This window comes from Mesorhizobium sp. M0184 (assembly GCF_040322215.1).
GTDB lineage: Bacteria > Pseudomonadota > Alphaproteobacteria > Rhizobiales > Rhizobiaceae > Mesorhizobium.
This window is the reverse complement of record NZ_JAMYSZ010000023.1, coordinates 72,386-96,077: the sequence shown is the minus strand read 5'-3', so window position 1 is coordinate 96,077 and position 23,692 is coordinate 72,386. Positions and strand designations below refer to the sequence as shown.

Here is a 23,692-nt window from a genome sequence, read left to right as displayed (position 1 = left end):
TACGCCTAGTTTTTGCGGCGGTCGAAGAACGGAGTCTCAAAGTGATACGTGGCGAAAACGGCATTGCCTTCTCGATGCCCGGCGGCGACGTGTCGGGGACAGCCGGGGCGCGGCCGATCGACCTGGCGCATCTTGCGCGCCAGACGATGGGCGATCGGAGCCTCGAGCAGGAGGTGCTGGCTCTGTTCGTGCAGCAGGCGCTGTCGGTGCGCGACAAGATCGTCGATGCGGATGTCAGGCAGCGGCTGCTATTGGCACACGGGCTCAAAGGCTCGGCGCGCGGGGTCGGCGCCTTCGCCATTGCCGATTGCGCCAGCGCGATCGAATGCCGGCCCGAAGACGCCAGCACGCTGAAGCGGCTTGGCTCGCTGATCGAAGAAGTGCGCGACTTCGTCGCCGCCATCAGCCGATAGCGCTTATTCCCAAAACGCCACACAGCGGCGCTTTGGCGCCGCAGTTGACTTGTCCGGCAGAGTGATTATGTCGGCTCAGACTCCCTTCAGGTGACAAATGACCAAGCTGACCTTCATCGCCCATGACGGCACGCATTTTGACGTGGATGCCGAAAACGGCTCGACCGTCATGGAAAATGCGATCCGCAATGCGGTGCCGGGAATAGAAGCGGAATGCGGCGGCGCCTGCGCCTGCGCGACCTGCCATGTTTATGTCGACGAAGCCTGGACGGCGGAGGTCGGCGAGCCGGAAGCCATGGAAGAGGACATGCTGGATTTCGCCTACGAGGTCCAGCCGAACTCGCGGCTGTCATGCCAGATCAAGGTGCGCGACGCCCTCGACGGGCTGGTCGTGCGCGTGCCGGCCCGCCAGGGCTGAAGCCGATTTTTGCGGCTGCCGCTTGGCAGCGGACCAATGGTCATGCAGTGTCGCGCCGTTTTCCCATAAAGGCGCATGCTTCATGACCGCTATCACCAAGACGGACGTACTCATTGTCGGGGCAGGGCCTGTCGGCCTGTTTGCCGTATTCGAGCTCGGCCTCTTCGACATGAAGTGCCATCTGATCGACATACTCGACCGGCCCGGCGGGCAATGCGCCGAACTCTACCCGGAAAAGCCGATCTACGACATTCCGGCTTGGCCCTCGATCTCGGCGCAAGGCCTGGTCGACAAGCTGCTTGAGCAGATCGCGCCGTTCAAGCCCGAATTCACCTATAGCCGCATGGTTTCGAGCCTGGAAAGATTGGAGGACGGCAGCTTCCGCGTCATTACCGACGAAAACGAGGTGTTCGAAGCCAAAATTGTGGTGATTGCCGCCGGCGGCGGTTCGTTCCAGCCGAAGCGGCCGCCGATTCCAGGCATCGAACCCTATGAAGGCAAGAGCGTGTTCTACTCGGTGCGCCGGATGGAGGACTTTCGCGGCCACGACCTCGTCATCGTCGGCGGCGGCGATTCGGCGCTCGACTGGACGCTGAACCTGCAGCCGGTCGCCAAGAGCGTGACGCTGGTGCACCGGCGGCCCGAATTCCGCGCAGCGCCCGACAGCGTCAACAAGATGTACGCCATGCAGGAGATGAAGCAGCTGGAATTCCAGGTTGGACAGGTGACTGGCCTGACCGGCGCCGACGGCCAGCTCGCCTCCGCCACCATCAAGGGGCCGGAGGGCGATATCGAAGTGCCGTGTACGCGGATGCTGCCGTTCTTCGGCCTGACGATGAAGCTCGGCCCAATCGCCGAATGGGGCCTCAACCTTCACGAGAACCTGATCCCGGTCGACACCGAAAAATTCCAGACGTCGGTGCCCGGCATCTTCGCCGTCGGCGACATCAACTGGTACCCCGGCAAGCTGAAGCTGATCCTGTCGGGCTTCCACGAGGTCGCCTTGATGGCGCAAGCGGCCAAGCGCATCGTCAGCCCCGGCGAGCGCATCGTATTCCAGTATACGACCTCGTCGACCAGCCTGCACAAGAAGCTCGGCGTGGTCGACTGAAGCTCGCCGGATTTCGCCGGACAGGTCTATTCGGCCAGGGTTGGGGCCACAGCCTCGGCATGGCCGCGAAGCGTTTTCTCCGGCATCAGCCAGAGCGTGATGAGCGACAACAGCAAGATCGCGGCCGCGGCAAGAAAGATCATCACGAACGGCATGGCCGAAGCGATATGGCCGGCCGGCTGAGTGCCTTCGCTGGCCAGCGGCAGCCCGTAACCAAGGGCGACGGCACCGAGCATAGCGACGCCAAGCGCGCTGCCCAGCGAGCGCAGGAAGGTGAGAACGCCGGTCGCTACGCCAAGGTGCATGCGATCGACGGCGTTCTGGACCGAGACGGTGGCAACCGGAAAGGTCGTGCCTGTACCCAGGCCTACGCAGGTCGTCAACACCTCGACGAGCAAAAGTGAGGCGTGCCCGGCGACCAGGCTGAGCACGCCGAGGCACAGGATCGAGAAAACAGTTCCGATCATGGCAATGCGCTTATAGTGGAAAAAGCGCGGGATCATTCGCGCGCTGAATGTCGCACCGGCCACCGTGCCGAGCATCAGCCCAAGCAACGCGGTGCCCGATTGACTGACCGACAGGCCGACGACCGATTGCAGGTAGACCGGCAGATAGACTGACAAGCCGACATTGGCGGCCTGCAGCAGGAACATCGACAATGTGCCGGCGAGAACGATCGGATTGCCGAGCACTTCGAGCGAGATCAGCGGTTCGGCCGCGCGCATGAGCCGCAGCGCGAACGCGCTCCAGAACACCGCTGAGCAGGCGAGCAGTCCAAGGATTTCAGGCGACAGCCACGGATACTCGCTGCCGCCCCAGTTCAAGGCAAGCAGCAGCAGCGAGGTGGCCGCGACCAGAAGCAGCGCGCCGAGGCCGTCGATGCGGTGATGTTTTGCGGCGATCGGCAGCTTCTTGAGCGGGTTGTTGATGATCGCCATGGCCAGCAGGCCGAGCGGAATGTTGATCCAGAAGATCAGCGACCAATGCAGATGTTCGGCGAAGGTGCCGCCGAGCAGCGGCCCGGCGATGCTGGCGACGGCCCATGTGCCCGAGATCCAGGCGGCGTATCGGGCCCGCTCGCGCGGCGGCACGAGGTCGCCGATCACGGTCTGCGTCAGGGCGAACAGCCCGCCGCCGCCGGCGCCCTGGATCGCCCGGCCGACAACCAGGACCAGCATGTTAGGGGCCGTGGCGCTGACCAGCGAGCCGGCGAGAAAGATCAGGATTGCAGCATAGACGGTCGGCCGGCGACCATAAATATCGGAGATCTTGCCGTAGAGCGGCGCCACGGCGGTCGCGGTCAGAAGATAGCCGGTCACGATCCATGGCAGATATTCGGCATGCCCGAGCAGACGTGCCATCGTCGGCATCGCCGGCGCGACGATGGTCTGGTCGAGCGCCGCCAGCAGCATCGACAAAAGCACGCCGCCGATGATGGCGTTTTTCTCGGTTTCGGTCAGCGGCGCGCTGGTTTCCACCATCGTTTGCTTGTCGACAGCCTGGTCCATATCCGTTCATCCATTATGCCTGCGTGCACGTCCGCGACGGGCTGGGAAGCATCTAGTACGCCGATTGGCGTTTGCCGGAGGCTGATCCCTGCGAACCTGGCATATGTCGTTCGCTATAGGCCGATTTCGACAGCGGCTCGAAAGTTTTCCGAAGCTGGCACTATGTTTCGGCAAAATTGGCTTTGTCCGACGACGCGGAGTTCAGCCGGGAGCGAGTCGGCCGTTCTCAATGCGCTCGATGCGATAGTGCAAAAGCCGCAGGATGCGGCTTTGGAAATTGGCGCTTTCGACACGATCGAAGCGCATCTGGTCCTGGTCGTGTTTGGCAAGCATGGCCGCAGTGATTTTTGCGGCCTTGGCCTTTGCCAGTTCGCAGGTCTTTTCCGGGTAGCTCGCCTTCAAGGCGTCTTCTAGTTCGCGGCCGTGGTTCTTGGCAATCTCGACGTGGCGTTCCTCATGGCGCTTGATGTCGGCGGACAACGTATCCCAGAACAGCCTGACGCCGGCATCGGCTTTGCGCGGGCGGCGCCACTCAGGAAGGATGACCTTGACCTTGACGGTGACGACAGCGTCGGCAATCCAGCACGAGCCCGGCTTTTGCGCATAGCTGACGCGGGTGGTGAACGCCATCTGGGTAGCTCCCGGATGCCGCGACCCGGTGCTTTTCACCTGAGGCCCGAGTTTCGACAGCTGGGTCTCGATGTCGTCGAGCGTCCTGCCGCCGATCGGGAAATAACTATATGTCTTGACGAGAGTTGCAGCGCCGGCCGGGAATGCGGTCAGAGCGAGCATCAGGGCGCAAAGGAGGGATCGTTTCATCGTGTTGCCTCTTTCCCCACCTTGCTTTACCGCCGTCCTCGGCGCAACGGAATTGATCCCCCGCCACGCCGCGGGATCGAACATGGTTGATGGGCAATGATGACAGGGCGATGGCAGTTGGCGCACGGACGCCATCTCGACCTTGGCGGCAAGGCCGTGGTCGTCGGCATCCTCAACATCACGCCGGACAGTTTTTCCGACGGCGGCCTGTTCGATGCGCCGGAAAAAGCAGTGGCCCAGGCGCGCCGCATGGTCGAGGAGGGGGCCTCCGTCATCGACATCGGCGGAGAATCGACACGTCCCGGGGCGTCTGCGGTCTCCGCAAAGGAAGAGCAGGCTCGCATATTGCCGGTCATCGAGGCGCTCGCGACGTCTGGCGGAACGCTGATCTCGGTCGATACCTATCGCGAGGATACGGCCCGGCTTGCCGTCCAAGCCGGCGCGCATATCGTCAATGACGTCTGGGGCCTGCAGCGCGAACCGGGCATTGCCCGCGTCGCGGCCGAAACCGGCGCTGGCCTTGTCGTCATGCACACGGGACGGGACCGGCAGAAACTGCCCGACGTGATTGCCGATCAGCTCTTCTTCCTCAGGAAGTCGCTGGAAATCGCGCGGCGGAGCGGTGTTGCCGACGATCATATCGTGCTCGATCCGGGCTTCGGCTTCGCCAAGGAGACGGCAGCGGAAAATCTTGACCTGATGGCACGGTTTTCCGAACTTCATGCGCTGGGTTTTCCACTGATGGCCGGCACATCGCGAAAGCGCTTTATCGGCACCGTCACCGGCCGCGACGCAGCCGCAAGAGGCGCCGGGACCGCGGCCACCAGCGTCATCCTGAGGCTCAAAGGCGCGCATCTCTTTCGCGTCCACGATGTCGCAATCAACGTGGATGCGCTGGCCATCGCCGATGCTATGCTGGCACGTGAGATCGGGGAAAGCTGAGCCATGTATGTCATCCGCATGAAGAACTGCGCCTTCTTTGCCCGGCACGGTGTGCTGGACGAAGAAGAGACGCTCGGCCAGCGCTTTTATGTCGATGCGGCACTCACGGTGGATCCCGGGCGGGCGCTGGTCGAGGATTCCATCGAGGACACCGTCAATTACGGCATCGCCTTTGCGGTCATCGAGAAGATCATTACCGGCGAACGGCGCTTTCTGATCGAAGCGCTGGCGCTCGAAGTGGCGAGGGCGCTGACGGCGCGGTTTCCGCAGATCAAAAAGGCCGAGATCACCGTGCGCAAGCCGAACGCCCCGGTGCCGGGTGTGCTCGATCATGTCGAGGTGACCGTTGTCTGGCCAGAATAGTAACAACAACAACAACACCGTCTATCTCAGCCTTGGCGGCAATCTCGGTGATCCGTCGAAGTCGATGGCTGCGGCACTGGGCATTCTGGATGTCAACGAGAGAACGCGCGTCGTTGCCGTTTCGTCGCTCTACCGCACGCCGCCCTGGGGCAAGCTCGATCAGCCGGATTTCCTCAACGCGGCGGCCGAAATCTCGACCGCGCTCGCGCCACGGGCTTTGCTCGACCTTTGCCTCGACGCCGAGCGAAAACTGAAGCGGGTGCGCGAGGAGCGCTGGGGTCCACGCCTGATCGATATCGACATTCTGGTGTTCGGCGACCGCATCATCCACGAGACCGGACTGGAGGTGCCGCATCCGCGCATGCTGGAGCGCGCCTTCGTGCTGGCGCCGCTGGCAGAAATTGCGCCGGAGCTTGTGGTCGACGGCAAGAGCGTATCGGAGCGGCTGGCCGCCGTCGACACATCGGGCATTGAACGGCTGCCGTCAGGCCGGGATTGGTGGAAAACCTGACGCTGCCGCCATCGGTGCCTGAAATCAACCGGAGAACCCACCTCCGTCGAGGAACATTTGTTCGTCCGGTGTCGTCTCGCGGCCAAGCATCCTGTTTCGATGCGGAAAGCGGCCGAAGCGCTGGATAATGTCGCGATGCTCGATCGCATATTTCAGATAGATCGGGGCTTTGGCGGCGGTAAGCTCTGCCGATTTGAGCTGATCGGCGAGGTCCTCCGAATGCTCATAGGGCAGATAGAGAAAAACGCGGAGCTCTTCGTCGAGTGCAAGGTCATGGCCGGCAGCGATCGCTTTCCCGGCGAAATGCCGCGCCAGCGGGTCCGTGGCGTACATGTGGCCGGTGGCGCGAAAGCAGTTTCGCGGAAACTGGTCGAGCAGGATCATCAGTGCCAGCGATCCTTCGGCGTGTTCGGACCAGCCGTCGCATTCGCGGCGGGCGGCGGCAAAGTGCAGATCGAGAAACCGGGTGCGGAAGTCGGCATCAAAGGCGTCGTTCTTCTCGAACCACGCGTCCTCCCCGGCGTCGCGCCAGAATCTGGTGATGGAGACAGCGCGCTCGTCCAGTTCGTTCATCATTCGCGTCTTTCCAACGTTTAATCGGCCGGTTCGGATTTCTGCAGCACGCCGGCGGTCTCCTCGTTGAGCGCCTGGCCCACGCGCCGTGGCGTGCTGAGCGGCGTCGGGATGGGGGTGCCGATATTGCCTTTGAGGAAGCGCCGCCCGGCGCGGATGCCTTCTGCCTGTTGAAGTTCGAAACGGGCAGCATCGCGGCGGCGGACGTCCTCGACTACCTCGGCGACCTCTTCCGGATCGACGCCGAGAGCTTCCAGTGTCGAGCCGCCGAAGACAAGCGCCGATTCGAACGTCTCGCGGAGCTGATAGTCGACGCCGGCACGAATGAGCTGCAACGCCGTGCCGCGGTCGAAAGCCCGCGCCAGCACCGTCAGCAACGGAAACTCCGCCTTGATGAGCTCGGCGATGCGCACGGCGGCATCGGGCTTGTCAACGCAGATCAGCACGGCGCGTGCGCGCCCGGCTCCCGCGGCACGCAGGATGTCCAGCCGCGTGCCGTCGCCGTAATAGACCTTGAAGCCGAAATCGGCCGCCGCCTGGATCATCTCGACCTCATTGTCGATGATCGACACATCAATCCCGCGCAACAAAAGCGGCTGACTGGCGATCTGGCCGAACCGGCCAAAGCCGATGATCAGCACGCTGCCGGTCAGGCCTTCGGCGACATCGACGCCTTCAAGCGACTGCTCGTCGCGTGGCGTCAGATACCGCAATGCTATGATCGCTAAGGGCGTCAGCACCATGGAAATGATGACGATGGCGGTCAGCATCGCATTGGCCTGGCTATCGATGATACCGACAGCCGCCGCTGCGGAATAGAGGACGAAGGCGAATTCGCCGCCTTGCGCCATGAAGACCGCGCGCTCGAGCGCTTCCCGGTGGCCGGTTTTGAGAATGCGGGCGACGATATAGATGCCGATCGCCTTCATCATCATGTAGGCGACGACATAGATGGCAATGAGCTGCCAGTTGACGACGACCACATGCAGGTCGAGCGACATGCCGACAGCGAGGAAGAACAGTCCGAGCAGAATGCCGCGGAACGGTTCGATGTCGGCCTCCAGCTGATGGCGGAAGGTCGATTCCGACAAAAGCACGCCGGCCAGGAAGGCGCCCATGGCCATCGACAGGCCGGAAAGCTGCATGGCGAGCGCCGACCCGAGCACGACCAGAAGGGCGGCTGCGGTCATCACCTCACGGGCGCGCGCATCCGCCAGGATACGGAAGAACGGATTGAGCAGATAGCGTCCTGCAAGCACCAGCCCGACGATCGCGGCAAGGCCGATGCCGACCTCCGTCAACCGATCCGACAGGCTCATATCGGCGCCGCCCGGCGCGAGGAAGGCGATCAGCGCCAGCAATGGCACGATGGCCAGGTCTTCCAAAAGCAGGACCGAGACGATGCGCTGGCCCTTGGGCGTGGCCAGGTCGCCGCGTTCTTCCAGCAATTGCATGACGATTGCCGTCGAGGTGAGTACGAAACCGGCGCCGGCGACGAAGGATTGCGCGATCGGGAAACCTCCCGCAAGGCCGACGCCGGTCAGCAGGACCGCGCAGACGCCGACCTGCAGCGCGCCAAGCCCGAAAATCTCGCGGCGCAGGCCCCATAGCCGTGATGGCTGCATCTCCAGCCCGATGATGAACAGGAACATAACGACGCCGAGTTCGGCGACATGAAGAATGGCTTCCGATTCGGAAAAAATGCGCAGGCCGAATGGGCCGATCACGACGCCGGCCGCCAAATAGCCGAGGATGGAGCCAAGTCCCAAACGCCTGAAGATCGGCACCGCAATGACGCCGGCGGCAAGCAGCGCCACCACCTGGATCAGATCGCCGTTCGATGCCTCTGCCGCCATGCCTGCCGTCCCGCTCTCTTGCAACAAGCGGCCAAGATAGGGGCTACGGGGCGGATCGAACAGTGCGAATCCGGCGCGTTGTGAAGGCGATATTGCAGGCGCACTGAACAGGATAATGGGCTCCCGGGCGTTGCTTGTTCCAGCAATCCGGCGCTAAGGACGCCCGGCTTCGGCCAGTGAAGGGCGAGCGACGATCAAGTCGCGGCCCTTTTTTGAGGAGATGACTGACATGAAGACGTTTTTGCTGCTTGCCGTTGGCATCGCGGCACTTGCCGGTTCTGCCTGTTCGAAGGCGCCGGAGTGCACAACCGAGATGCTGACCAAGAAGGCCCAGGACATGACTGCGGCACTTCAGGCTGCGATTACCAAGAATCCGGCCAAGGCAGCCGACCTCGGGGCCAAGGTCCAGGCGGTCACAACCAAATATCAGAGCGGCACGACAGCGGCCGACGCCTGCAAGGCCTATGACGAGCTGATTGCCGCGATCAAAGCCTGAGCGCCCAGTTGCATGTCAAAGAGGGCGGCGCCGTTTGTCTGCCGCCTTTTTTCATGCCGGGGCTCAGTTCGGAGAGATGGAGCCAACTTCTACCGTATCGACCCGCTTCAACTTCATGCCGATGACCGGGACCAGCTGCTGGTCGACGCGCACGGCAACGGTCACCGTCATCGAATTGTCGTCGGGGACAAGCGCCTGCATCACGCCGCGCAACTGATTGCGATTGATGGTGAAAACCACCTTGTGCACATCGACGACATTGCCGCCGATAATGTCGAGGCCGGAGCCGGCGGCCCCGCCCATAAAGCTGCCCTTGTAGCCCTGCCGGCCCTTGTGTTCGATCGTTGCCGACATCTGCTGGGTGAACATGCCTACCCGGCAGCCGCCGTCGAGCGACATGCCGACCTTGCCGTCAGGCGTCGAGCCGATGAAGCTGCAGGTGAACTTCGTGCCCTTGTATTTGCCGGCAACGATTTCCCCGGGGCCGACCCACTTGCCTTCGACCGACCGAAAGAACTGCTTGTCCGGTTCCGCCGCCGAGGTCTTTCCGGCAATGCCGACGGTTGCGACAAGCGCGAGCGCCACGGGCAGCCCGCTGGACAGAATAACGCTTTTCATCGACGACACCCGGCAACAAAGAGACTGGTTTGGACGCTTCCGACCATGGACAAGATTGGTTAATGCTTTGTCACCCCAAGGCAATAGTCACGTTCCGGAAGCGGATGTTTCTTTTTCTTTCTTTGCTGCAAAGGAGGTCAGCGCGGAGAGGAAATCGCCCAATCCGGGCCGCCTGACCGCGTAAAAGGGCAGGGGCCTTGCGGTTTCCATCGCTGCAATGCCGATGCGCGCAGTCATCATGCCGTTGACGACGCCTTCGCCGAGCTTGGCCGAGAGCCGGGCGGCAAGGCCGTGGCCGACGATCTGCTGGACGAAACTGTCGCCGACGGCGATCGACCCGGTGATCGCGAGATGGGCCAGAACGCTGCGCGCCAGGCGAAAAAAGCCAAGCGTGCCGGGGCGGCCGCCATAAAGATCCGACAGCCGGCGAATCAACCGGCCGGCTTCGAACACGACATAAGCGACGTCGACCAGGGCGCGGGGGCTGACCGCGGTCACCAGGGAGACGCGCTTCGCCGCTTCGAGGATCATCACCCTGGCGCGGGCATCGAGCGGGCCGAGTATCTCGGTCTCGGCCAGCCGCACCAGATTGCCGCCGTCAATGATCTCGCCGCGCAATTCGGCCAGCGAGCGCCTGCCGGCCGCGGTTTCAGGCTTGGCCGAGACAAAGACCGACAACTCGTCGACCACGGCGCGGGCGGCCTTCGGATCGTCACGGGCAATCGCATCGAGCGCCCGCTTCTGCAACTTTTCGACCTCGGCAAGGCGGGCAATCGCCATGAATTCGCGCACGAGGATGATCAGAAGCGCCAGGATGGCGATCGCGGCCATAGCGGCAGCCAGCCAGCCCAGCCACTCGGCGCGCTCGAACAGGTCGCGAATCAGCTGGTCGGTCCAGAGGCCGACGGCGAGCGAAACCAGAACGCCCAGCGCGCCGAAGAACAGGCTGCCAAGCGGCGAACGTTTTCGCGGCGCAATCGCCGGCGGCGGTTCGGCAGCGACGATATCAGGCTCGTCGAAGACGTCGATCTCCGCCGGTGTGACCACGGCAAGATCCGCCGTCACGGTACGCGGCTTTCGCGCCGGCGCGGCCTCGGACGCAGCATGGTGAGCCGTCGAATCTTCCTTCTGCTGGGGCTCCGGCTCTATGCGAAAGGCCGCCGGTCTGCGGGGCGCACTCATGCGAGATGATCTCCGATCAGGAACTGCAGCGCGCGGTCGAGCCTGATATGCGGCAGCGACAGCGTCACACCCTCGGCGGTGCGCTCGAGTTTCGGCGGGCGAAAGCGCACGAAGCGGATCGCGGGGTCGTCATTGTTCTGCCGGCGGGTCGATTCGGAAAAGTCGAACACCGCATCAACTTTCTCCGGCAAGTCACCGGGAAATATGGCTGTTTCGGTCTTTCCGTCAAAGGTTTCGCCATCGATTTTTTCGCCGCGCAATGGCGTGCCGATAATGACCGGCAAAGTCTCGCGGCCCTGCTTGACCGTGCCTTCCCGGGTCGCGCGCATGGCAGCCATAGCGACGACGTCGACGTCGGCGCCGGTGAAATTCGCCCGCGCCACGGCTCGGTCGGCTAGCCGCCGCACGATCGCCTGCAGCCGGTCGTGGCTTTCGTGGTGCAGATGGTCGGCCTTGGTCGCGGCCACCAATATACGGTCGATACGCCTCGAAAACAGGTCGGTCAGGAAGTTGCCCCGGCCGGGCCGGAAACAGGACAGGATTTCGGTGACCGCGCGCTCCAGATCGGCCATCGCACCAGGGCCGGCATTCAATGCCTGCAATGCGTCGATGAGCACGATCTGGCGGTCGAGACGCGTGATGTGTTCGCGAAAGAACGGTTTGACGACATGCGTCTTGTAAGCCTCGTAGCGCCGCTCCATCATAGCCTGCAGCGATCCCGAGCGGGCGCGCCGGCCGCCCAGATTCGGCAGCGGCGCGAAGGTGAGAGCGGGCGAGCCTTCAAGATCGCCGGGCATCAGGAAGCGGCCGGGCGGCAAGGTCGAAAGCGCCCGCTCGTCGAGTTTGCAGGCCTTGAGATAGGCCGCGAAGCTCTCAGCGAGGCGGCGCGCCGTCATCTCGTCGGCCTCGGCGTTGGGGTCGACCGGATTGGAGAGCGTCCGCCATTCCCGCGAAAGGTCGACACGCACCGGCAACACGGCCATCTCGAAGGCCTCACGCGAAAAATCGGCGTAGGACTTGCCGAGCAGCGGCAGGTCGAGCAGCCATTCGCCGGGATAATCGACGATGTCGACCGACAATTTGCCGGCGGAAAACATGCGGCTCCAGCCAGAGGCCGATTCGTATTCGATGGTGAGCCTCAGTTCGGAAATCGCGCGCGTCGAATCCGGCCAGACGCGATCGTCGACAAGAGCCGCGATGTGATCCTCGTACTGGAAGCGTGGTACCGCGTCGTCCGGCTGCTCTTCGAGAAAAGCCCGGGCGATGCGCCCCGATTTTTGTGCCTCAAACAGCGGCAAGCGTCCGCCATGGACCAGATTGTGCACAAGGGCCGAGATGAACACCGTCTTGCCGGCGCGGGACAGCCCGGTCACGCCAAGACGCAGTGACGGAGCGAAAAGCCCGGCAGCGCGGCCTGACAACGTATCCAAGGCAATCTTCGCCTCGTCGGTAAAAGTCGTCAGCGATGATGCCAAATCTGTTCTCGCGGGCCGGTCAGGATCCGATATAGGCTTTGATGCGCGGCTTTGAAATGGCCTCAGATATCGGCAGGCGTCAGGAAGGCTTCGAGATAGCCGGTGCCTGGCGCAGCCTCGGCAAGTCTGCCGTTGAACCGGACCACCGCAAGTGCGGAGGTCGGGAAGCCGTGGTTCAGCATGGTCCGCGCGGTCTCGTTGCCGTCGCCTGAGAGCGCCATGGCGAGATCCTCAATCATCGGATTGTGGCCGATGACGAGCAAGGCATCCAGCCCGCCATTCTGCCGGATGGCAGTGAGGTACGCGGCGGCATCGTCGCTGTAGAGGGTGTCACAGAACAGCACCCGGCCCGTGTCCGTCTGGCCAGCCAAGCTTTCCAGCGTCTGGCGGGCGCGCTTGGCGCTTGAGCAAAGGGTGAGGGCCGGTGCGTATTTGCGGGAACGCATCAGCACGCCCATCGCTTCGGCATCGGCGAAGCCGGATGGATCGAGCGGGCGATCGAAGTCAGCCACGCCAGGCAGCGCCCAGCCGGCCTTCGCATGCCTCAGCAGGTAAAGTCTGGTCACCGGATCCCCGTTGTGCCGGGCACCGAACCCGTCAGCACGCCGCAGGATTTGCCATCAGAAGAGCTCCGTGCGCAATGGCAAGCACCCCTCAAGCATAGCGAATCATGTACGGATTCGGTCGTATTCTTCGCAAAAAGGGCATCGCAGATGCTGGTTTGTCCGAGACTAACAATTGCGTGAAACTGTTGTCGATTGACCTTGTGCAGCTTTCGGTCCGCGAATATATAGGCGCCAAATTTGGGGTTTGTTGGGTGAGTCGAATGAACGACATCGTTACCGCCGATTACGTGCCCTCCGAAGACGAGCCGTTCATGAACGAGCGGCAGAAATCCTACTTTCGCATGAAGCTCGTCACCTGGAAGAACGACATCTTGCGCGAAGCACGCGAAACTCTCGAAATCCTGCAGCAGGAAAACGCCAACCACCCCGACCTCGCCGATCGCGCCTCCTCCGAAACCGACCGCGCCATCGAACTTCGCGCCCGCGATCGCCAGCGAAAACTCATCTCCAAGATCGATTCGGCCCTCCAGCGCCTTGACGAAGGCACTTACGGTTATTGCGAGGAGACGGGCGAGCCGATCGCGCTGAAGCGGCTCGACGCGCGCCCGATCGCCACCTTGTCGATCGAGGCACAGGAGCGCCATGAGCGGCGCGAGAAGGTCTACCGCGACGACTGAGTCGCCGGGAAAAACAGCAGCATCGGTAAAGCGTTCACAATGGCCGGTTTTCCGGCCATTTTCATTGGCCGTTCGCTATCGGCCTATCTTTTCTGATTGGACAACTCGCCGAGGAGCTTCGTCATCTCGTCGTCGAGAGAGGGCGATGCCTTCGCCACCGGCTTGCTCGGCGTTTGGCTGAAGCGTGGCTCGTCGAGGGAAACCTCCAGCTCCTTCATCAGCGCATCGTCAATCGACTCGTGCTGTGCCGGCGGCTCGTATCTTGCCGGGGAGTCCTGTCTTGCCGGCGGCGGTGCATGTCGCGAGGCATTGGCGTTGACGGATCCATAACTTGGCAACGGTGTGACGTTCGATGCCGGTTTCGGCGCCGGCGCCGGCATTATTGCCGGGATTGTCGCCGTCTGGCGGGCTCGGACGGGCGTTGCGGCTGCACTTGCCGGCTGCGGCGGCGCTTGCCTCGCCGGCGCGGCTGTGGTCTGAGCCGACCTTGCTGCCGGCTGGTGGCTGTTGTCTCCGGTCAATGCCGGGCGGCGCAGCGCCGAGAGCCTGATGTCGCGCTCGACGACGACGTCGGTCGGGCCACCGATCAAAAGCAGGTGCTCGATATCGTCGCGGCGCACCAGCACCAGCCGCCGGTGACTGTCGACCGCTGTGGCATCCATGACAGCCAGCCGCGTCTTGCGGTTCCTGCCGCCGGCGACGAATGTCCCGAACGTCAGGCTGCGGACCAGCCTGATGATAAGAAGAATGATGAGCAGAAGGACAAGTACTGCAAACGTCCATAGGATTGCTGCGGCATAACCAGGACCCGCCACGCCATCCAGCCATTGCAGCATTGGTTCCCCCAAAATCAGCTTTCGAAGAGAGGCGACACTAGACTGTTGCGGCAGGCCACCGCAAGTTGCCTTTCACGCTTCGTGAACAGCTTGAAGCACCGGGAGCCGAACGGCGTCATTTTTAGCGGACATTTGCCGCCGGGCCTTTTCCCGACCATGAGAATATGATTCAACCGACACCGGAATTCACGAGCAGGGGGCACATGGCCAAGGAAGCGCGCGGCGATTTCTATCCGGTACCTATCGTCGACCAGAACACGCGACCGGGCGCGGTCACCCGGCTCATCGTCTTCATCGTCGTCCTGACAGGGGCAGCGATCGTCTTCGGCCTTTTCCGCGAGCGACTTGGCGATCCATTCCTGCTCGGCATGCTTGGCGTGCTGGCGATGATCGGCGTCGGCTTTCTGTTCGCCACTGCGATCGGCTTCGTGCACATCACGCCGCGCTCGACAAGCGACGAACTGTCGAAAGCCTTCGTCGATTCGATGTCGCAAGGTCTCCTGGTCACCGACACCAAAGGCCGCATCATCTACGCCAACCGGACCTATGCCGATATGACGGGCGCCGAGTCGGCGGCCGACCTCAAGACGGTCGAAGGTTTGCTTTCAGACGTTCCCGAGGCCTCGGTGACCATATACCGGCTGGCGTCGGGCCTGCGCGACGGCCAGCCGGGCGACGGCGAGTTTCGGCTGGCCCAGTCCATTCGGCCAGGCGCCGAACCGGGCGCGCGCTGGTACCGCGTCGGTGCCCGCGCGTTCAGCGTTCCCGGCCAGCGGCTGCCCATGCTTGCCTGGCAGCTTGCCGATATCTCGCAGGAACGGGCCGAGCAGGAGCGGTTCTTTCTCGACCTGCAAAAGGCCATCGATCACCTCGACCATGCGCCGGCCGGTTTCTTTTCCGCTGACCAGGAAGGCCGCGTCACCTATATCAACGCGACCCTTGCGGAGTGGCTGGGCATCGACCTGGCCAGCTTCACTCCCGGCGCCATCACGCTGCCGGAGATCGTCGCCGGCGACGGCATGGCGCTGGTCCGTTCGGTCAAGGCCGACGCTGGTACCACGCGCAATGCCGTTATCGACCTCGATCTGACGACGATGACCGGCGAGGCGCTGCCGGTGCGCTTCATGCATCGTGTCTCGGCCAGCCGAGAGGGGCTCAACGGCCCGACTCGCACCATCGTGCTCAACCGGACGCAAGGCGAGGACGCTTCGGCCGACCTCCGCGCATCGGAAATACGCTTCACGCGGTTCTTCAACTCGACGCCGATGGCGATAGCCGGCGTCGACCATGCCGGCCGCATCCTGCGCACCAATGCGCCGTTCCTGTCGCTGTTTTCCTCGGTCGTCGACCGCGACGCGGTCGATCGGCGTGTGCGGCTGGATACGGTGATCCACGAGCGCGACCGGCCGGCTTTCGCCGCGGCCTTTGAAAAGGCACGCCAGCAACAGGCTGACATCGAGCCGATCGATACGGTGCTGCCCGGCAATGAGGAGCGCCACATACGCTTCTACGTCAACGCGGTCGCAGACGGTACCGGTGGCGAGGGCGCCGAGGAATCGGCCATCGTCTATGCCGTGGAGACCACTGAGCAAAAGGCCCTCGAGGGCCAGATGGCGCAGAGCCAGAAGATGCAGGCGGTCGGCCAACTCGCCGGCGGCATCGCGCATGATTTCAACAATGTGCTGACCGCCATCATCATGGCCTCGGACCTGCTTTTGACCAACCACCGGCCGTCCGATCCGTCGTTCCCGGACATCATGAACATCAAGCAGAATGCCAACCGGGCGGCCTCGCTGGTGCGGCAGTTGCTGGCCTTCTCGCGCAAGCAGACGCTGCGGCCGGAAGTGCTCAACCTGACCGATGTGCTCGCCGATCTCAGGATGCTGCTTGCCCGGCTGGTCGGCAACGACATCAAGCTCAAGATCGACCATGGCCGCGACCTGTGGCCGGTCAGGGTCGATATCGGGCAATTCGAGCAAGTGGTGGTCAATCTGGCGGTCAATGCACGCGACGCGATGCCGGCCGGCGGCGAACTCACCGTACGTACCCGCAACGTCAGCGCCGGGGAATGCAAGACCTTTTCCTATCGCGAACTTACACCGGCCGACTATGTGCTGGTCGAGGTCGAGGACAGCGGCAGCGGCATCGCGACTGATGTGCTGAAAAAGATCTTCGAGCCCTTCTTCACGACAAAGGAGGTTGGCAAGGGAACCGGCCTCGGCCTGTCCATGGTCTATGGCATCATCAAGCAGACAGGCGGCTTCATCTTCTGCGATTCCGAAGTCGGCAAGGGATCCGTGTTCCGCATCTTCCTGCCGCGGCATATTGCGGAGGCAAGGAAGGCGGGCGAGGCTGGAGAAGTGCCGGCCGCCCCTGCCAAGATCGCCGACTCAGCCAAGGATCTGTCGGGCTCGGCCACGGTGCTGCTGGTCGAGGACGAGGACGCCGTGCGCATGGGCGGCATGCGGGCGCTGAAATCGCGCGGCTACACCGTCCACGAGGCGTCGTCGGGCGTCGAGGCGCTTGAAGTCTACGAAGCGCTCGGCGGCAAGGTCGACGTCGTGGTGTCGGACGTGGTGATGCCGGAAATGGATGGCCCGACGCTGCTTGGCGAATTGCGCAAACGGCAGCCCGACATCAAGTTTATCTTCGTGTCCGGCTATGCCGAAGACGCGTTCGCCAAGAACTTGCCGGCCGACGCGCATTTCGGCTTCTTGCCGAAGCCGTTTTCGCTCAAGCAATTGGCCACGATCGTAAAGGACATGCTGGAATCCTGACCCTTCCAACGCTCCGCTTGCGCAATGTCGTGAGACTGCCATGATTGCAGGCGAAACGGGCGACGGGTTTTGGAAAGCATGCCGTGACGCCACACAACGAGGCTAGCAAAGGCGACTACGCAAGCACGGTGCTGCTGCCGGGCGACCCGCAGCGCGCTGAATGGATGGCGGAGACCTTTCTGGAAGCGCCGCGCTGCGTCAACCGCCGCCGCGGCGCGCTCGGCTTTACCGGGTTGTTTCGCGGCAAGCCTGTCAGCGTCCAGTCCACCGGCATCGGCGTCCCGTCATTCCTGGTCTACGTGCACGAGCTGCTGGATTTCTACGGTGCGAAAACGTTGATCCGCACCGGCACCTGCGGTGGCCTGACCGCCGAGATGGCGCTGCGCAGCCTGGTGATCGCACAATCGGTGCGCGGCGAAAATGCGGAGAGCGGCCAGGTTTTTGGTCTCTATCGTGCCGATGCCGACCCGGATCCTGCATTGTTGGCCCAGGCGTTGGCCCGCGCTTCGGAACTCGGCATCGACCATCGGGCCGGACTGACGATCTGCAGCGACATTTTTTATCATCCGCTGGGGCGCGAACGCTTTGCCGAAGCACAGGCACAGGGGGCGCTCGCCGTGGATATGGAAACCAGCGCACTGTACCGCATTGCGGCCGATTTCGGCGCCCGGGCGCTGTCGATCCTGACCGTCGTCGACAATGTGGCAACCGGCGAGCAGACCGACTATTCCGAACGCCAGGGCCTTTTCACCGATATGACCCGGCTAGCGCTCGACATGGCGGCGGAGAGCTAGGCGGCTTCTACTTCGGAGTACGGCAACCTCGCCAGGTTCCGTACTTTTCAACGCTTCGTGCAGGTCGAGGCGGTAAAGGCGCCGTCTGGCTGCTTCATGATGATGTCGAAGGACGGGGTGGTTCCGCTTTCCAGCGTCGCTTGCGTAAGCGAGATCGAGTTGCCACCGCTGGTGTAGCCGCCCAGCGGACCCAGCCAGGTAATCACCCCGTCTGCATCCATCTGGTAGTTATAACTCTGCGGCGCGGTGCCGAAGCTAACCGGACCGCTATAGACGTTTCCCTTGATGGTGATGTCGCCGAGGCTGAGGAACATGCCTAGCAGATAGACTTCGCAATGATAGGAGCCGTCCGGCAGCTTGCCGTCGCTGAAGCCGGCGCGCGCTGCGGTCGTCGTCGCCAGCAGAAGCATGGTGATGAAAATGCAAGACGTTCGGAAGGCCATGGCGTCGCTCGTTTAAGGGTTCGAACTTGCCTCATTTCGCTGCGGCGCTGCAATCCTCGCCAGCGCTCATATGATGCTGCTCAAAATTCAGGCATTGGCCTGTATATGAGTAAAACTTAGGCTGGTACGAGTGATCTTTTCTCATTTCAAACCTGGCAGGCGAGGTTCATCTCCTGCGGCTAATACATTAACCGACTGACAGGGCTGGGAAATCTCAAACCCTCCGATCTTTCGCCGGTGATTGGCACAGCCGTTGCATGGTCCTGTTCCGATGCAGTTAACCAGCTTGGGAGTTTAAAAGTATGAGGGGCAGTTTCTCGACAATAACAAAAATGTTTTCGGCCGGCGTGGTCACCGCCGGTCTGCTGATGAGCATTCCCGCCAAGGCGGCCGACGACACCATCAAGGTCGGCATCCTACATTCGCTGTCGGGAACTATGGCGATCTCGGAGACGACGCTGAAGGACGCCATGCTGATGCTCATCGAAGAGCAGAATGCCAAGGGTGGCCTACTCGGCAAGAAGCTCGAGGCGGTGGTCGTCGATCCGGCTTCCAACTGGCCGCTGTTCGCAGAAAAAGCGCGCGAGCTGATCTCGAAGGACAAGGTCGCCGCGGTGTTCGGCTGCTGGACCTCGGTGTCGCGCAAATCGGTGCTGCCGGTGTTCAGCGAGCTCGACAACATCCTGTTCTACCCCGTCCAGTACGAAGGCGAGGAGAGCGAGCGCAACGTGTTCTACACCGGTGCGGCGCCGAACCAGCAAGCCATTCCCGCGGTCGACTATCTGATGAGCGAGGACGGCGGTTCGGTGAAGCGCTGGGTTCTCGAAGGCACCGACTACGTCTACCCGCGCACCACCAACAAAATCCTCGAGGCCTACCTGAAGGCCAAGGGCGTCGCCGCCGAAGACATCATGGTCAACTACACGCCGTTCGGCTTCTCCGACTGGCAGACCGAAGTCTCGGCGATCAAGAAATTCGGTTCGGCCGGCAAGAAGACCGCCGTCGTCTCGACCGTCAACGGTGACGCCAACGTGCCGTTCTACAAGGAGCTCGGCAACCAGGGCATCAAGGCCGAGGATATTCCGGTCATGGCCTTCTCGGTTGGTGAGGAAGAGCTTGCCGGTCTCGACACCGCGCCGCTGGTCGGCCATCTCGCCGCATGGAATTATTTCGAGAGCGTCGACACGCCCGAGAACGCGAAGTTCATCGCCGACTGGCACAAATTCATCAAGAACGACAAGCGCACCACCAACGACCCGATGGAAGCCCATTATATCGGCTTCAACATGTGGGTGAAGGCGGTCGAGAAGGCCGGCACCACCGATCCGGACAAGGTCATCGACGCCATGATCGGCGTCTCGGTGCCGAACCTGACCGGCGGTTATTCGACGATGATGCCGAACCATCACATCACCAAGCCGGTGCTGATCGGCGAAATCCAGGCCGACGGCCAGTTCGAAACCGTCTCGCAGACGCCCGGCCTGGTGATGGGCGACGAGTGGTCCGACTATCTGCCTGACTCCAAGGACCTGATCTCCGATTGGCGCGCGCCTCTGTCCTGCGGCAACTTCAACGTTGCCACCGGCAAATGCGGCGGCAAGGGAACCAACTGATCCTCCCGGTCTGTCCTCCCAGACCCGCAAGCCTCCGGGCAGGCTCCTCCTCCAGCCTGCCCGGAGGCGACATTCAATCTTCAAGGGCCACCAGAAACCAATGATCCTGATCCGCGCGATTGGCCTGATGCTGCTGCTCCTCCTGGGGACGCTGCTGCCGTCGAACGCCAGCGAAGCCGATCTGCGCGCGATCATCGCCAAATTCGCCGCCGCCGCCAATTTTCCGGCGATAGAAGCCGTGGTGCGCGAGCTTGCGGCTTCCGGCGATCCGGCCGTAGCACGGCCGCTTGCCGCGCTTGCGGAGGGCAGCCTTTACGTGCGCAAGGCCGATTCACTGGTCTTTGTCGGCAAGGAGAGCGGCGACGGTATCGAGCTGCTCGATGCGCTTACCGGCGAAGGATCGGGCGAAGCTGCCAAGGCCGACATCAGCAAGATCAAGGTCAACAACACGCTGCGCCGCGTTATCCGCGACGCGCTGGGCACGCTGACGCTCGGCTCCAAGGACCCGGCCGTGCGCATTGCCGCCGCCGACACCATGTTCAAGACGCCGGACGCGGCAAACATCGAGCCGCTCGACACCGCGATCGCCAATGAGAGCGTGGCAAGCGTCAAGGCGCTGCTAGAACAGGCCCGCGCCGCATCGATTCTCGTTTCCGACGGGCCGGAGGCCGACAAACTGGCGGCGATCGCGCTCATCGGTGCGCGCGGCGACCGCGATGCGGTGTCGCTGCTCACGTCGGTAGAAGCCAGTTCCGAAGGTGCGGTGAAGGACGCGGCGACCGCGGCGATATCCAACATCAATTCGACGCTGGCGCTGTGGGATGCCGGCCAGAATATCTGGTATGGCATATCGCTTGGATCGGTGCTGCTGCTGGCGGCGATTGGCCTTGCCATCACTTTCGGCGTCATGGGCGTCATCAACATGGCGCATGGCGAGATGGTCATGCTCGGCGCCTACACGACCTTCGTCGTGCAGGAGGTTATCCGTAATTCCTTTCCCGGCCTGTTCGACTGGTCGCTGGTCATCGCCCTGCCGCTGGCCTTCCTGGTGGCGGCGCTCGTCGGCCTTGTCATCGAGCGCGGGCTGATCCGCTTCCTCTATGGACGGCCGCTGGAGACGCTGCTGGCGACATGGGGTGTGTCGCTGATCCTGCAGCAGGCCGTACGCACCATGTTCGGACCGACCAACCAGGAGGTCGGCAACCCGTCATGGATGTCCGGCTCGTTCAATATCGGCCAGCTTGCCGTGACCTGGAACCGGCTCTGGATCCTGGTATTCGCGCTCGGCGTGTTCGCGGTGCTGCTCTACGTGATGAAACGCACGCCCTGGGGGCTGCAGATGCGTGCCGTCACCGCCAATCGCCGCATGGCTGCCTCGATGGGCATCAGGACGCCGTGGGTGGACGCCCTGACGTTTGCACTCGGCTCCGGCATTGCCGGCATCGCCGGTGTCGCGCTCAGCCAGATCGACAACGTCTCGCCCAATCTCGGCCGCGGCTACATCATCGACAGCTTCATGGTTGTCGTCTTCGGCGGTGTCGGCAATCTCTGGGGCACGCTGGTCGGCGCCTTCTCGCTCGGCATCGTCAACAAGTTCCTCGAGCCTTATGCCGGAGCGGTGCTCGGCAAGATCGTCGTCCTGGTGCTGATCATCCTGTTCATCCAGAAACGCCCGCGCGGTCTGTTCGCGCTAAAGGGCAGGTCGGTGGAAGCATGATCACGGGACGCTTCTTTGCCGCCGGCGCCGACCGCCGCGTCGCCATCACCATCTTCATCCTGCTGGCGGTTGCAATCGTCGTGCCGCTGCTCAATCTTGCGGTCTCGCCGACAAGTGCGTTTTACGTGCCGTCCTATATCGTCGCGCTCACCGGCAAATACCTCTGCTACGCACTGCTCGCCTTGGCGCTCGATCTCGTCTGGGGCTATTGCGGCATCCTCTCGCTCGGCCACGGCGCCTTCTTCGCACTCGGCGGCTATGCGATGGGCATGTATCTGATGCGCCAGATCGGCTCGCGCGGCGTCTACGGCAATCCGCTGCTGCCGGATTTCATGGTGTTCCTTAACTACAAGGAATTGCCATGGTTCTGGTATGGTTTCGACCATTTCTGGTTTGCCGCGATCATGGTGCTTGCGGTGCCCGGCCTGCTCGCCTTCGTCTTCGGCTGGTTTGCCTTCCGCAGCCGCGTCACCGGCGTCTACCTGTCGATCATCACCCAGGCGATGACCTATGCGCTGCTGCTTGCGTTTTTCCGCAACGACATGGGTTTCGGCGGCAACAACGGCCTGACTGATTTCAAGGACATTCTAGGGTTCAACGTGCAGGCCGACATGACGCGGTCGGCGCTGTTCGCGGCCAGCGCCGTCATGCTGGCGTTTGCCGTCTTCGTCACCTGGGCAATCGTCGGTTCCAAGTACGGCAAGCTTTTAATGGCGGTGCGCGATGCCGAGAGCCGCACGCGCTTTCTCGGCTGGCGGGCGGAGAACGTCAAACTGTTCGCCTTCACCGTGTCGGCGGTGATGGCCGGCATCGCCGGTGCGCTTTACGTGCCGCAGGTCGGCATCATCAACCCTGGCGAATTCGAGCCGTCCAATTCGATCGAGGTGGTGGTGTGGGCGGCCGTCGGCGGGCGCGGCACCATCGTCGGGCCGATCATCGGCGCGCTTCTGGTCAATGCCGGTAAATCCTGGTTCACCGGCGTGCTGCCGGAATTCTGGCTGTTTGCGCTGGGCGGACTGTTTGTCGCCGTCACGCTGTTCCTGCCCAAGGGCATCATCGGCATGTGGGATTCCTGGCGCGGCAACGCCAAGGCGCTGCGGGCGGCCTCGGTTGCCGAGGAAGTCGGCATCGATCCCGATGCGCCGGTGCCGCCGAAAACCGACCGCTCGGCGGCGAGAAGGCCGGGCGACTGGTCGGCCTCCGGCGCCGAACCGCAGCCGGCGGAGTGATGGCCTGATGTCGAAGAGCAACACCATCCTCTATCTCGACGGCGTGTCGGTTTCCTTCGACGGGTTTCGCGCTATCAACAACCTTTCGCTGGTGCTCGACAAGGGCGAGATGCGGGCGATCATCGGCCCCAACGGCGCCGGAAAGACGACGATGATGGACATCGTCACCGGCAAGACGCGGCCCGACGCGGGTGAAGTTTTCTTCAACGGTGAGGTCGACCTAACCAAACACGACGAGGCCGAAATCGCCATGATGGGCATCGGCCGTAAATTCCAGAAGCCAACGGTCTTCGAAAGCCACACGATCGAGGACAATCTGATGCTGGCGCTGAAAGGCCCGCGCTCGATCTTCCCGGCACTGTTCCACCGTCGCTCGGCCGCGGACGTGCGGCAGATCGACGACATCCTCGGCATCATTCGGCTTGGCGACAAGCGTGACGAACTCGCCGCCAATCTGAGCCACGGCCAAAAGCAATGGCTCGAGATCGGCATGCTTCTGGCGCAGGATCCGAAGCTGCTGCTGGTCGACGAACCGGTTGCCGGCATGACCGACGCCGAGACCGAGGAAACCGCGCGGCTGCTCAGGGACATCGCGCGCGACCATTCTGTCATCGTCGTCGAGCACGACATGCATTTCGTGCGCGAGCTCGGCGTCAAGGTCACCTGCCTGCACGAAGGCTCGGTGCTTTCCGAGGGCAGTCTCGACTTCGTTTCGGCCGACGAGCGCGTCGTCGAAGTCTATCTGGGGAGATGAA

Annotated in this window: 24 protein-coding genes; 14 read left to right on the top strand and 10 right to left on the bottom strand. The window is 62.8% G+C overall.

The features are described 5' to 3' along the window. Positions 1-44 precede the first annotated feature (44 nt). From NKJ23_RS24440 to NKJ23_RS24430, 3 genes are all read left to right on the top strand, one after another. The gene (locus tag NKJ23_RS24440; protein WP_292660938.1) at positions 45-413 is read left to right on the top strand and encodes an Hpt domain-containing protein; all 369 of its coding nucleotides are present in this window, start codon (positions 45-47) and stop codon (positions 411-413) included. A gap of 97 nt (positions 414-510) precedes the next feature. Further along, on the top strand, positions 511-831 hold the full coding sequence (locus NKJ23_RS24435; RefSeq protein WP_023674833.1) for a 2Fe-2S iron-sulfur cluster-binding protein: 321 nt from the start codon (positions 511-513) through the stop codon (positions 829-831). Between the two features lie 82 nt (positions 832-913). Beyond that, entirely contained in the window at positions 914-1,942 is a 1,029-nt protein-coding gene (locus NKJ23_RS24430; protein WP_352682930.1) for an NAD(P)/FAD-dependent oxidoreductase, read from the top strand. 26 nt (positions 1,943-1,968) lie between these two features. Here the strand turns inward: NKJ23_RS24430 and NKJ23_RS24425 are convergent, their stop codons facing one another. Both NKJ23_RS24425 and NKJ23_RS24420 read right to left on the bottom strand, forming a co-directional pair. Beyond that, positions 1,969-3,450: an MDR family MFS transporter gene (locus NKJ23_RS24425; RefSeq protein ID WP_352455682.1), complete on the bottom strand. Its 1,482-nt coding sequence runs from the start codon at positions 3,448-3,450 to the stop codon at positions 1,969-1,971. 201 nt (positions 3,451-3,651) lie between these two features. Next, a complete protein-coding gene (locus tag NKJ23_RS24420; RefSeq protein ID WP_023674836.1) occupies positions 3,652-4,269 on the bottom strand; it encodes a DUF922 domain-containing Zn-dependent protease in 618 nt (205 codons plus the stop codon). A 96-nt stretch (positions 4,270-4,365) separates the two neighbouring features. On the opposite strand from NKJ23_RS24420, the gene folP reads away from it, so the two are divergent. The 3 genes from folP to folK are packed head-to-tail and all read left to right on the top strand — an operon-like array spanning position 4,366 to position 6,085. Continuing rightward, positions 4,366-5,211, top strand: a complete 846-nt coding sequence (folP, locus tag NKJ23_RS24415; protein WP_352568756.1) for a dihydropteroate synthase — start codon at positions 4,366-4,368, stop codon at positions 5,209-5,211. Positions 5,212-5,214: 3 nt separating this feature from the next. Further along, positions 5,215-5,574, top strand: a complete 360-nt coding sequence (gene folB, locus NKJ23_RS24410; protein WP_023674838.1) for a dihydroneopterin aldolase — start codon at positions 5,215-5,217, stop codon at positions 5,572-5,574. Next, positions 5,558-6,085, top strand: coding sequence for a 2-amino-4-hydroxy-6-hydroxymethyldihydropteridine diphosphokinase (folK, locus tag NKJ23_RS24405; RefSeq protein WP_352682928.1), 528 nt, complete (start codon positions 5,558-5,560; stop codon positions 6,083-6,085). Before folB ends, folK begins: the two co-directional genes overlap by 17 nt. A gap of 24 nt (positions 6,086-6,109) precedes the next feature. On the opposite strand, the gene NKJ23_RS24400 is transcribed toward folK, so the two are convergent. Both NKJ23_RS24400 and NKJ23_RS24395 read right to left on the bottom strand, forming a co-directional pair. Continuing rightward, positions 6,110-6,661, bottom strand: a complete 552-nt coding sequence (locus NKJ23_RS24400; protein ID WP_502894566.1) for a DUF924 family protein — start codon at positions 6,659-6,661, stop codon at positions 6,110-6,112. Positions 6,662-6,678: 17 nt separating this feature from the next. Continuing rightward, complete coding sequence (locus tag NKJ23_RS24395) at positions 6,679-8,514, bottom strand: monovalent cation:proton antiporter-2 (CPA2) family protein (protein ID WP_352682927.1); 1,836 nt, start codon at positions 8,512-8,514, stop codon at positions 6,679-6,681. A 229-nt stretch (positions 8,515-8,743) separates the two neighbouring features. Here NKJ23_RS24395 and NKJ23_RS24390 point away from each other — a divergent pair, with 229 nt between their 5' ends. Beyond that, complete coding sequence (locus NKJ23_RS24390) at positions 8,744-9,010, top strand: hypothetical protein (RefSeq protein WP_352682925.1); 267 nt, start codon at positions 8,744-8,746, stop codon at positions 9,008-9,010. Positions 9,011-9,073: 63 nt separating this feature from the next. Here NKJ23_RS24390 and NKJ23_RS24385 read toward each other — a convergent pair whose 3' ends face one another. From NKJ23_RS24385 to NKJ23_RS24370, 4 genes are all read right to left on the bottom strand, one after another. Further along, on the bottom strand, positions 9,074-9,628 hold the full coding sequence (locus NKJ23_RS24385; protein ID WP_352682923.1) for a hypothetical protein: 555 nt from the start codon (positions 9,626-9,628) through the stop codon (positions 9,074-9,076). A gap of 87 nt (positions 9,629-9,715) precedes the next feature. Then, complete coding sequence (locus tag NKJ23_RS24380; RefSeq protein WP_352682921.1) at positions 9,716-10,810, bottom strand: YcjF family protein; 1,095 nt, start codon at positions 10,808-10,810, stop codon at positions 9,716-9,718. After that, complete coding sequence (locus NKJ23_RS24375) at positions 10,807-12,285, bottom strand: YcjX family GTP-binding protein (RefSeq protein WP_352682919.1); 1,479 nt, start codon at positions 12,283-12,285, stop codon at positions 10,807-10,809. Before NKJ23_RS24375 ends, NKJ23_RS24380 begins: the two co-directional genes overlap by 4 nt. 62 nt (positions 12,286-12,347) lie before the next feature. Then, positions 12,348-12,851: a SixA phosphatase family protein gene (locus tag NKJ23_RS24370; protein WP_352682917.1), complete on the bottom strand. Its 504-nt coding sequence runs from the start codon at positions 12,849-12,851 to the stop codon at positions 12,348-12,350. Positions 12,852-13,111: 260 nt separating this feature from the next. Here NKJ23_RS24370 and dksA point away from each other — a divergent pair, with 260 nt between their 5' ends. Further along, a complete protein-coding gene (gene dksA, locus NKJ23_RS24365) occupies positions 13,112-13,528 on the top strand; it encodes an RNA polymerase-binding protein DksA (RefSeq protein ID WP_023674847.1) in 417 nt (138 codons plus the stop codon). Between the two features lie 83 nt (positions 13,529-13,611). Here dksA and NKJ23_RS24360 read toward each other — a convergent pair whose 3' ends face one another. Next, the gene (locus NKJ23_RS24360) at positions 13,612-14,364 is read right to left on the bottom strand and encodes a hypothetical protein (RefSeq protein WP_352682915.1); all 753 of its coding nucleotides are present in this window, start codon (positions 14,362-14,364) and stop codon (positions 13,612-13,614) included. 203 nt (positions 14,365-14,567) lie between these two features. Here NKJ23_RS24360 and cckA point away from each other — a divergent pair, with 203 nt between their 5' ends. Together cckA and NKJ23_RS24350 are read left to right on the top strand one after the other, a co-directional pair. Further along, entirely contained in the window at positions 14,568-17,141 is a 2,574-nt protein-coding gene (cckA, locus tag NKJ23_RS24355) for a cell cycle histidine kinase CckA (protein ID WP_352682913.1), read from the top strand. Positions 17,142-17,224: 83 nt separating this feature from the next. Next, positions 17,225-17,935: a purine-nucleoside phosphorylase gene (locus tag NKJ23_RS24350; protein WP_352682911.1), complete on the top strand. Its 711-nt coding sequence runs from the start codon at positions 17,225-17,227 to the stop codon at positions 17,933-17,935. A 47-nt stretch (positions 17,936-17,982) separates the two neighbouring features. Here NKJ23_RS24350 and NKJ23_RS24345 read toward each other — a convergent pair whose 3' ends face one another. Further along, on the bottom strand, positions 17,983-18,378 hold the full coding sequence (locus NKJ23_RS24345; protein ID WP_352682909.1) for a hypothetical protein: 396 nt from the start codon (positions 18,376-18,378) through the stop codon (positions 17,983-17,985). Between the two features lie 302 nt (positions 18,379-18,680). Between NKJ23_RS24345 and urtA the strand changes: the two genes are divergently transcribed. The 4 genes from urtA to urtD all read left to right on the top strand — a co-directional run bounded on the left by urtA (position 18,681) and on the right by urtD (position 23,691). Continuing rightward, positions 18,681-19,991 carry an urea ABC transporter substrate-binding protein gene (gene urtA / locus NKJ23_RS24340; RefSeq protein ID WP_352682907.1) on the top strand — a complete coding sequence of 437 codons (1,311 nt, stop codon included), beginning with the start codon at positions 18,681-18,683 and terminating at the stop codon, positions 19,989-19,991. Positions 19,992-20,091: 100 nt separating this feature from the next. Further along, positions 20,092-21,708, top strand: coding sequence for an urea ABC transporter permease subunit UrtB (urtB, locus tag NKJ23_RS24335; protein WP_352682905.1), 1,617 nt, complete (start codon positions 20,092-20,094; stop codon positions 21,706-21,708). After that, positions 21,705-22,937 (top strand): urea ABC transporter permease subunit UrtC, encoded by a 1,233-nt coding sequence (urtC, locus tag NKJ23_RS24330; protein WP_352455696.1) that lies wholly within the window; start codon positions 21,705-21,707, stop codon positions 22,935-22,937. The genes urtB and urtC overlap by 4 nt, the downstream gene beginning before the upstream one ends. A gap of 7 nt (positions 22,938-22,944) precedes the next feature. Beyond that, on the top strand, positions 22,945-23,691 hold the full coding sequence (urtD, locus tag NKJ23_RS24325; protein ID WP_023674855.1) for an urea ABC transporter ATP-binding protein UrtD: 747 nt from the start codon (positions 22,945-22,947) through the stop codon (positions 23,689-23,691). The last annotated feature ends 1 nt before the right edge of the window (position 23,692 follow it).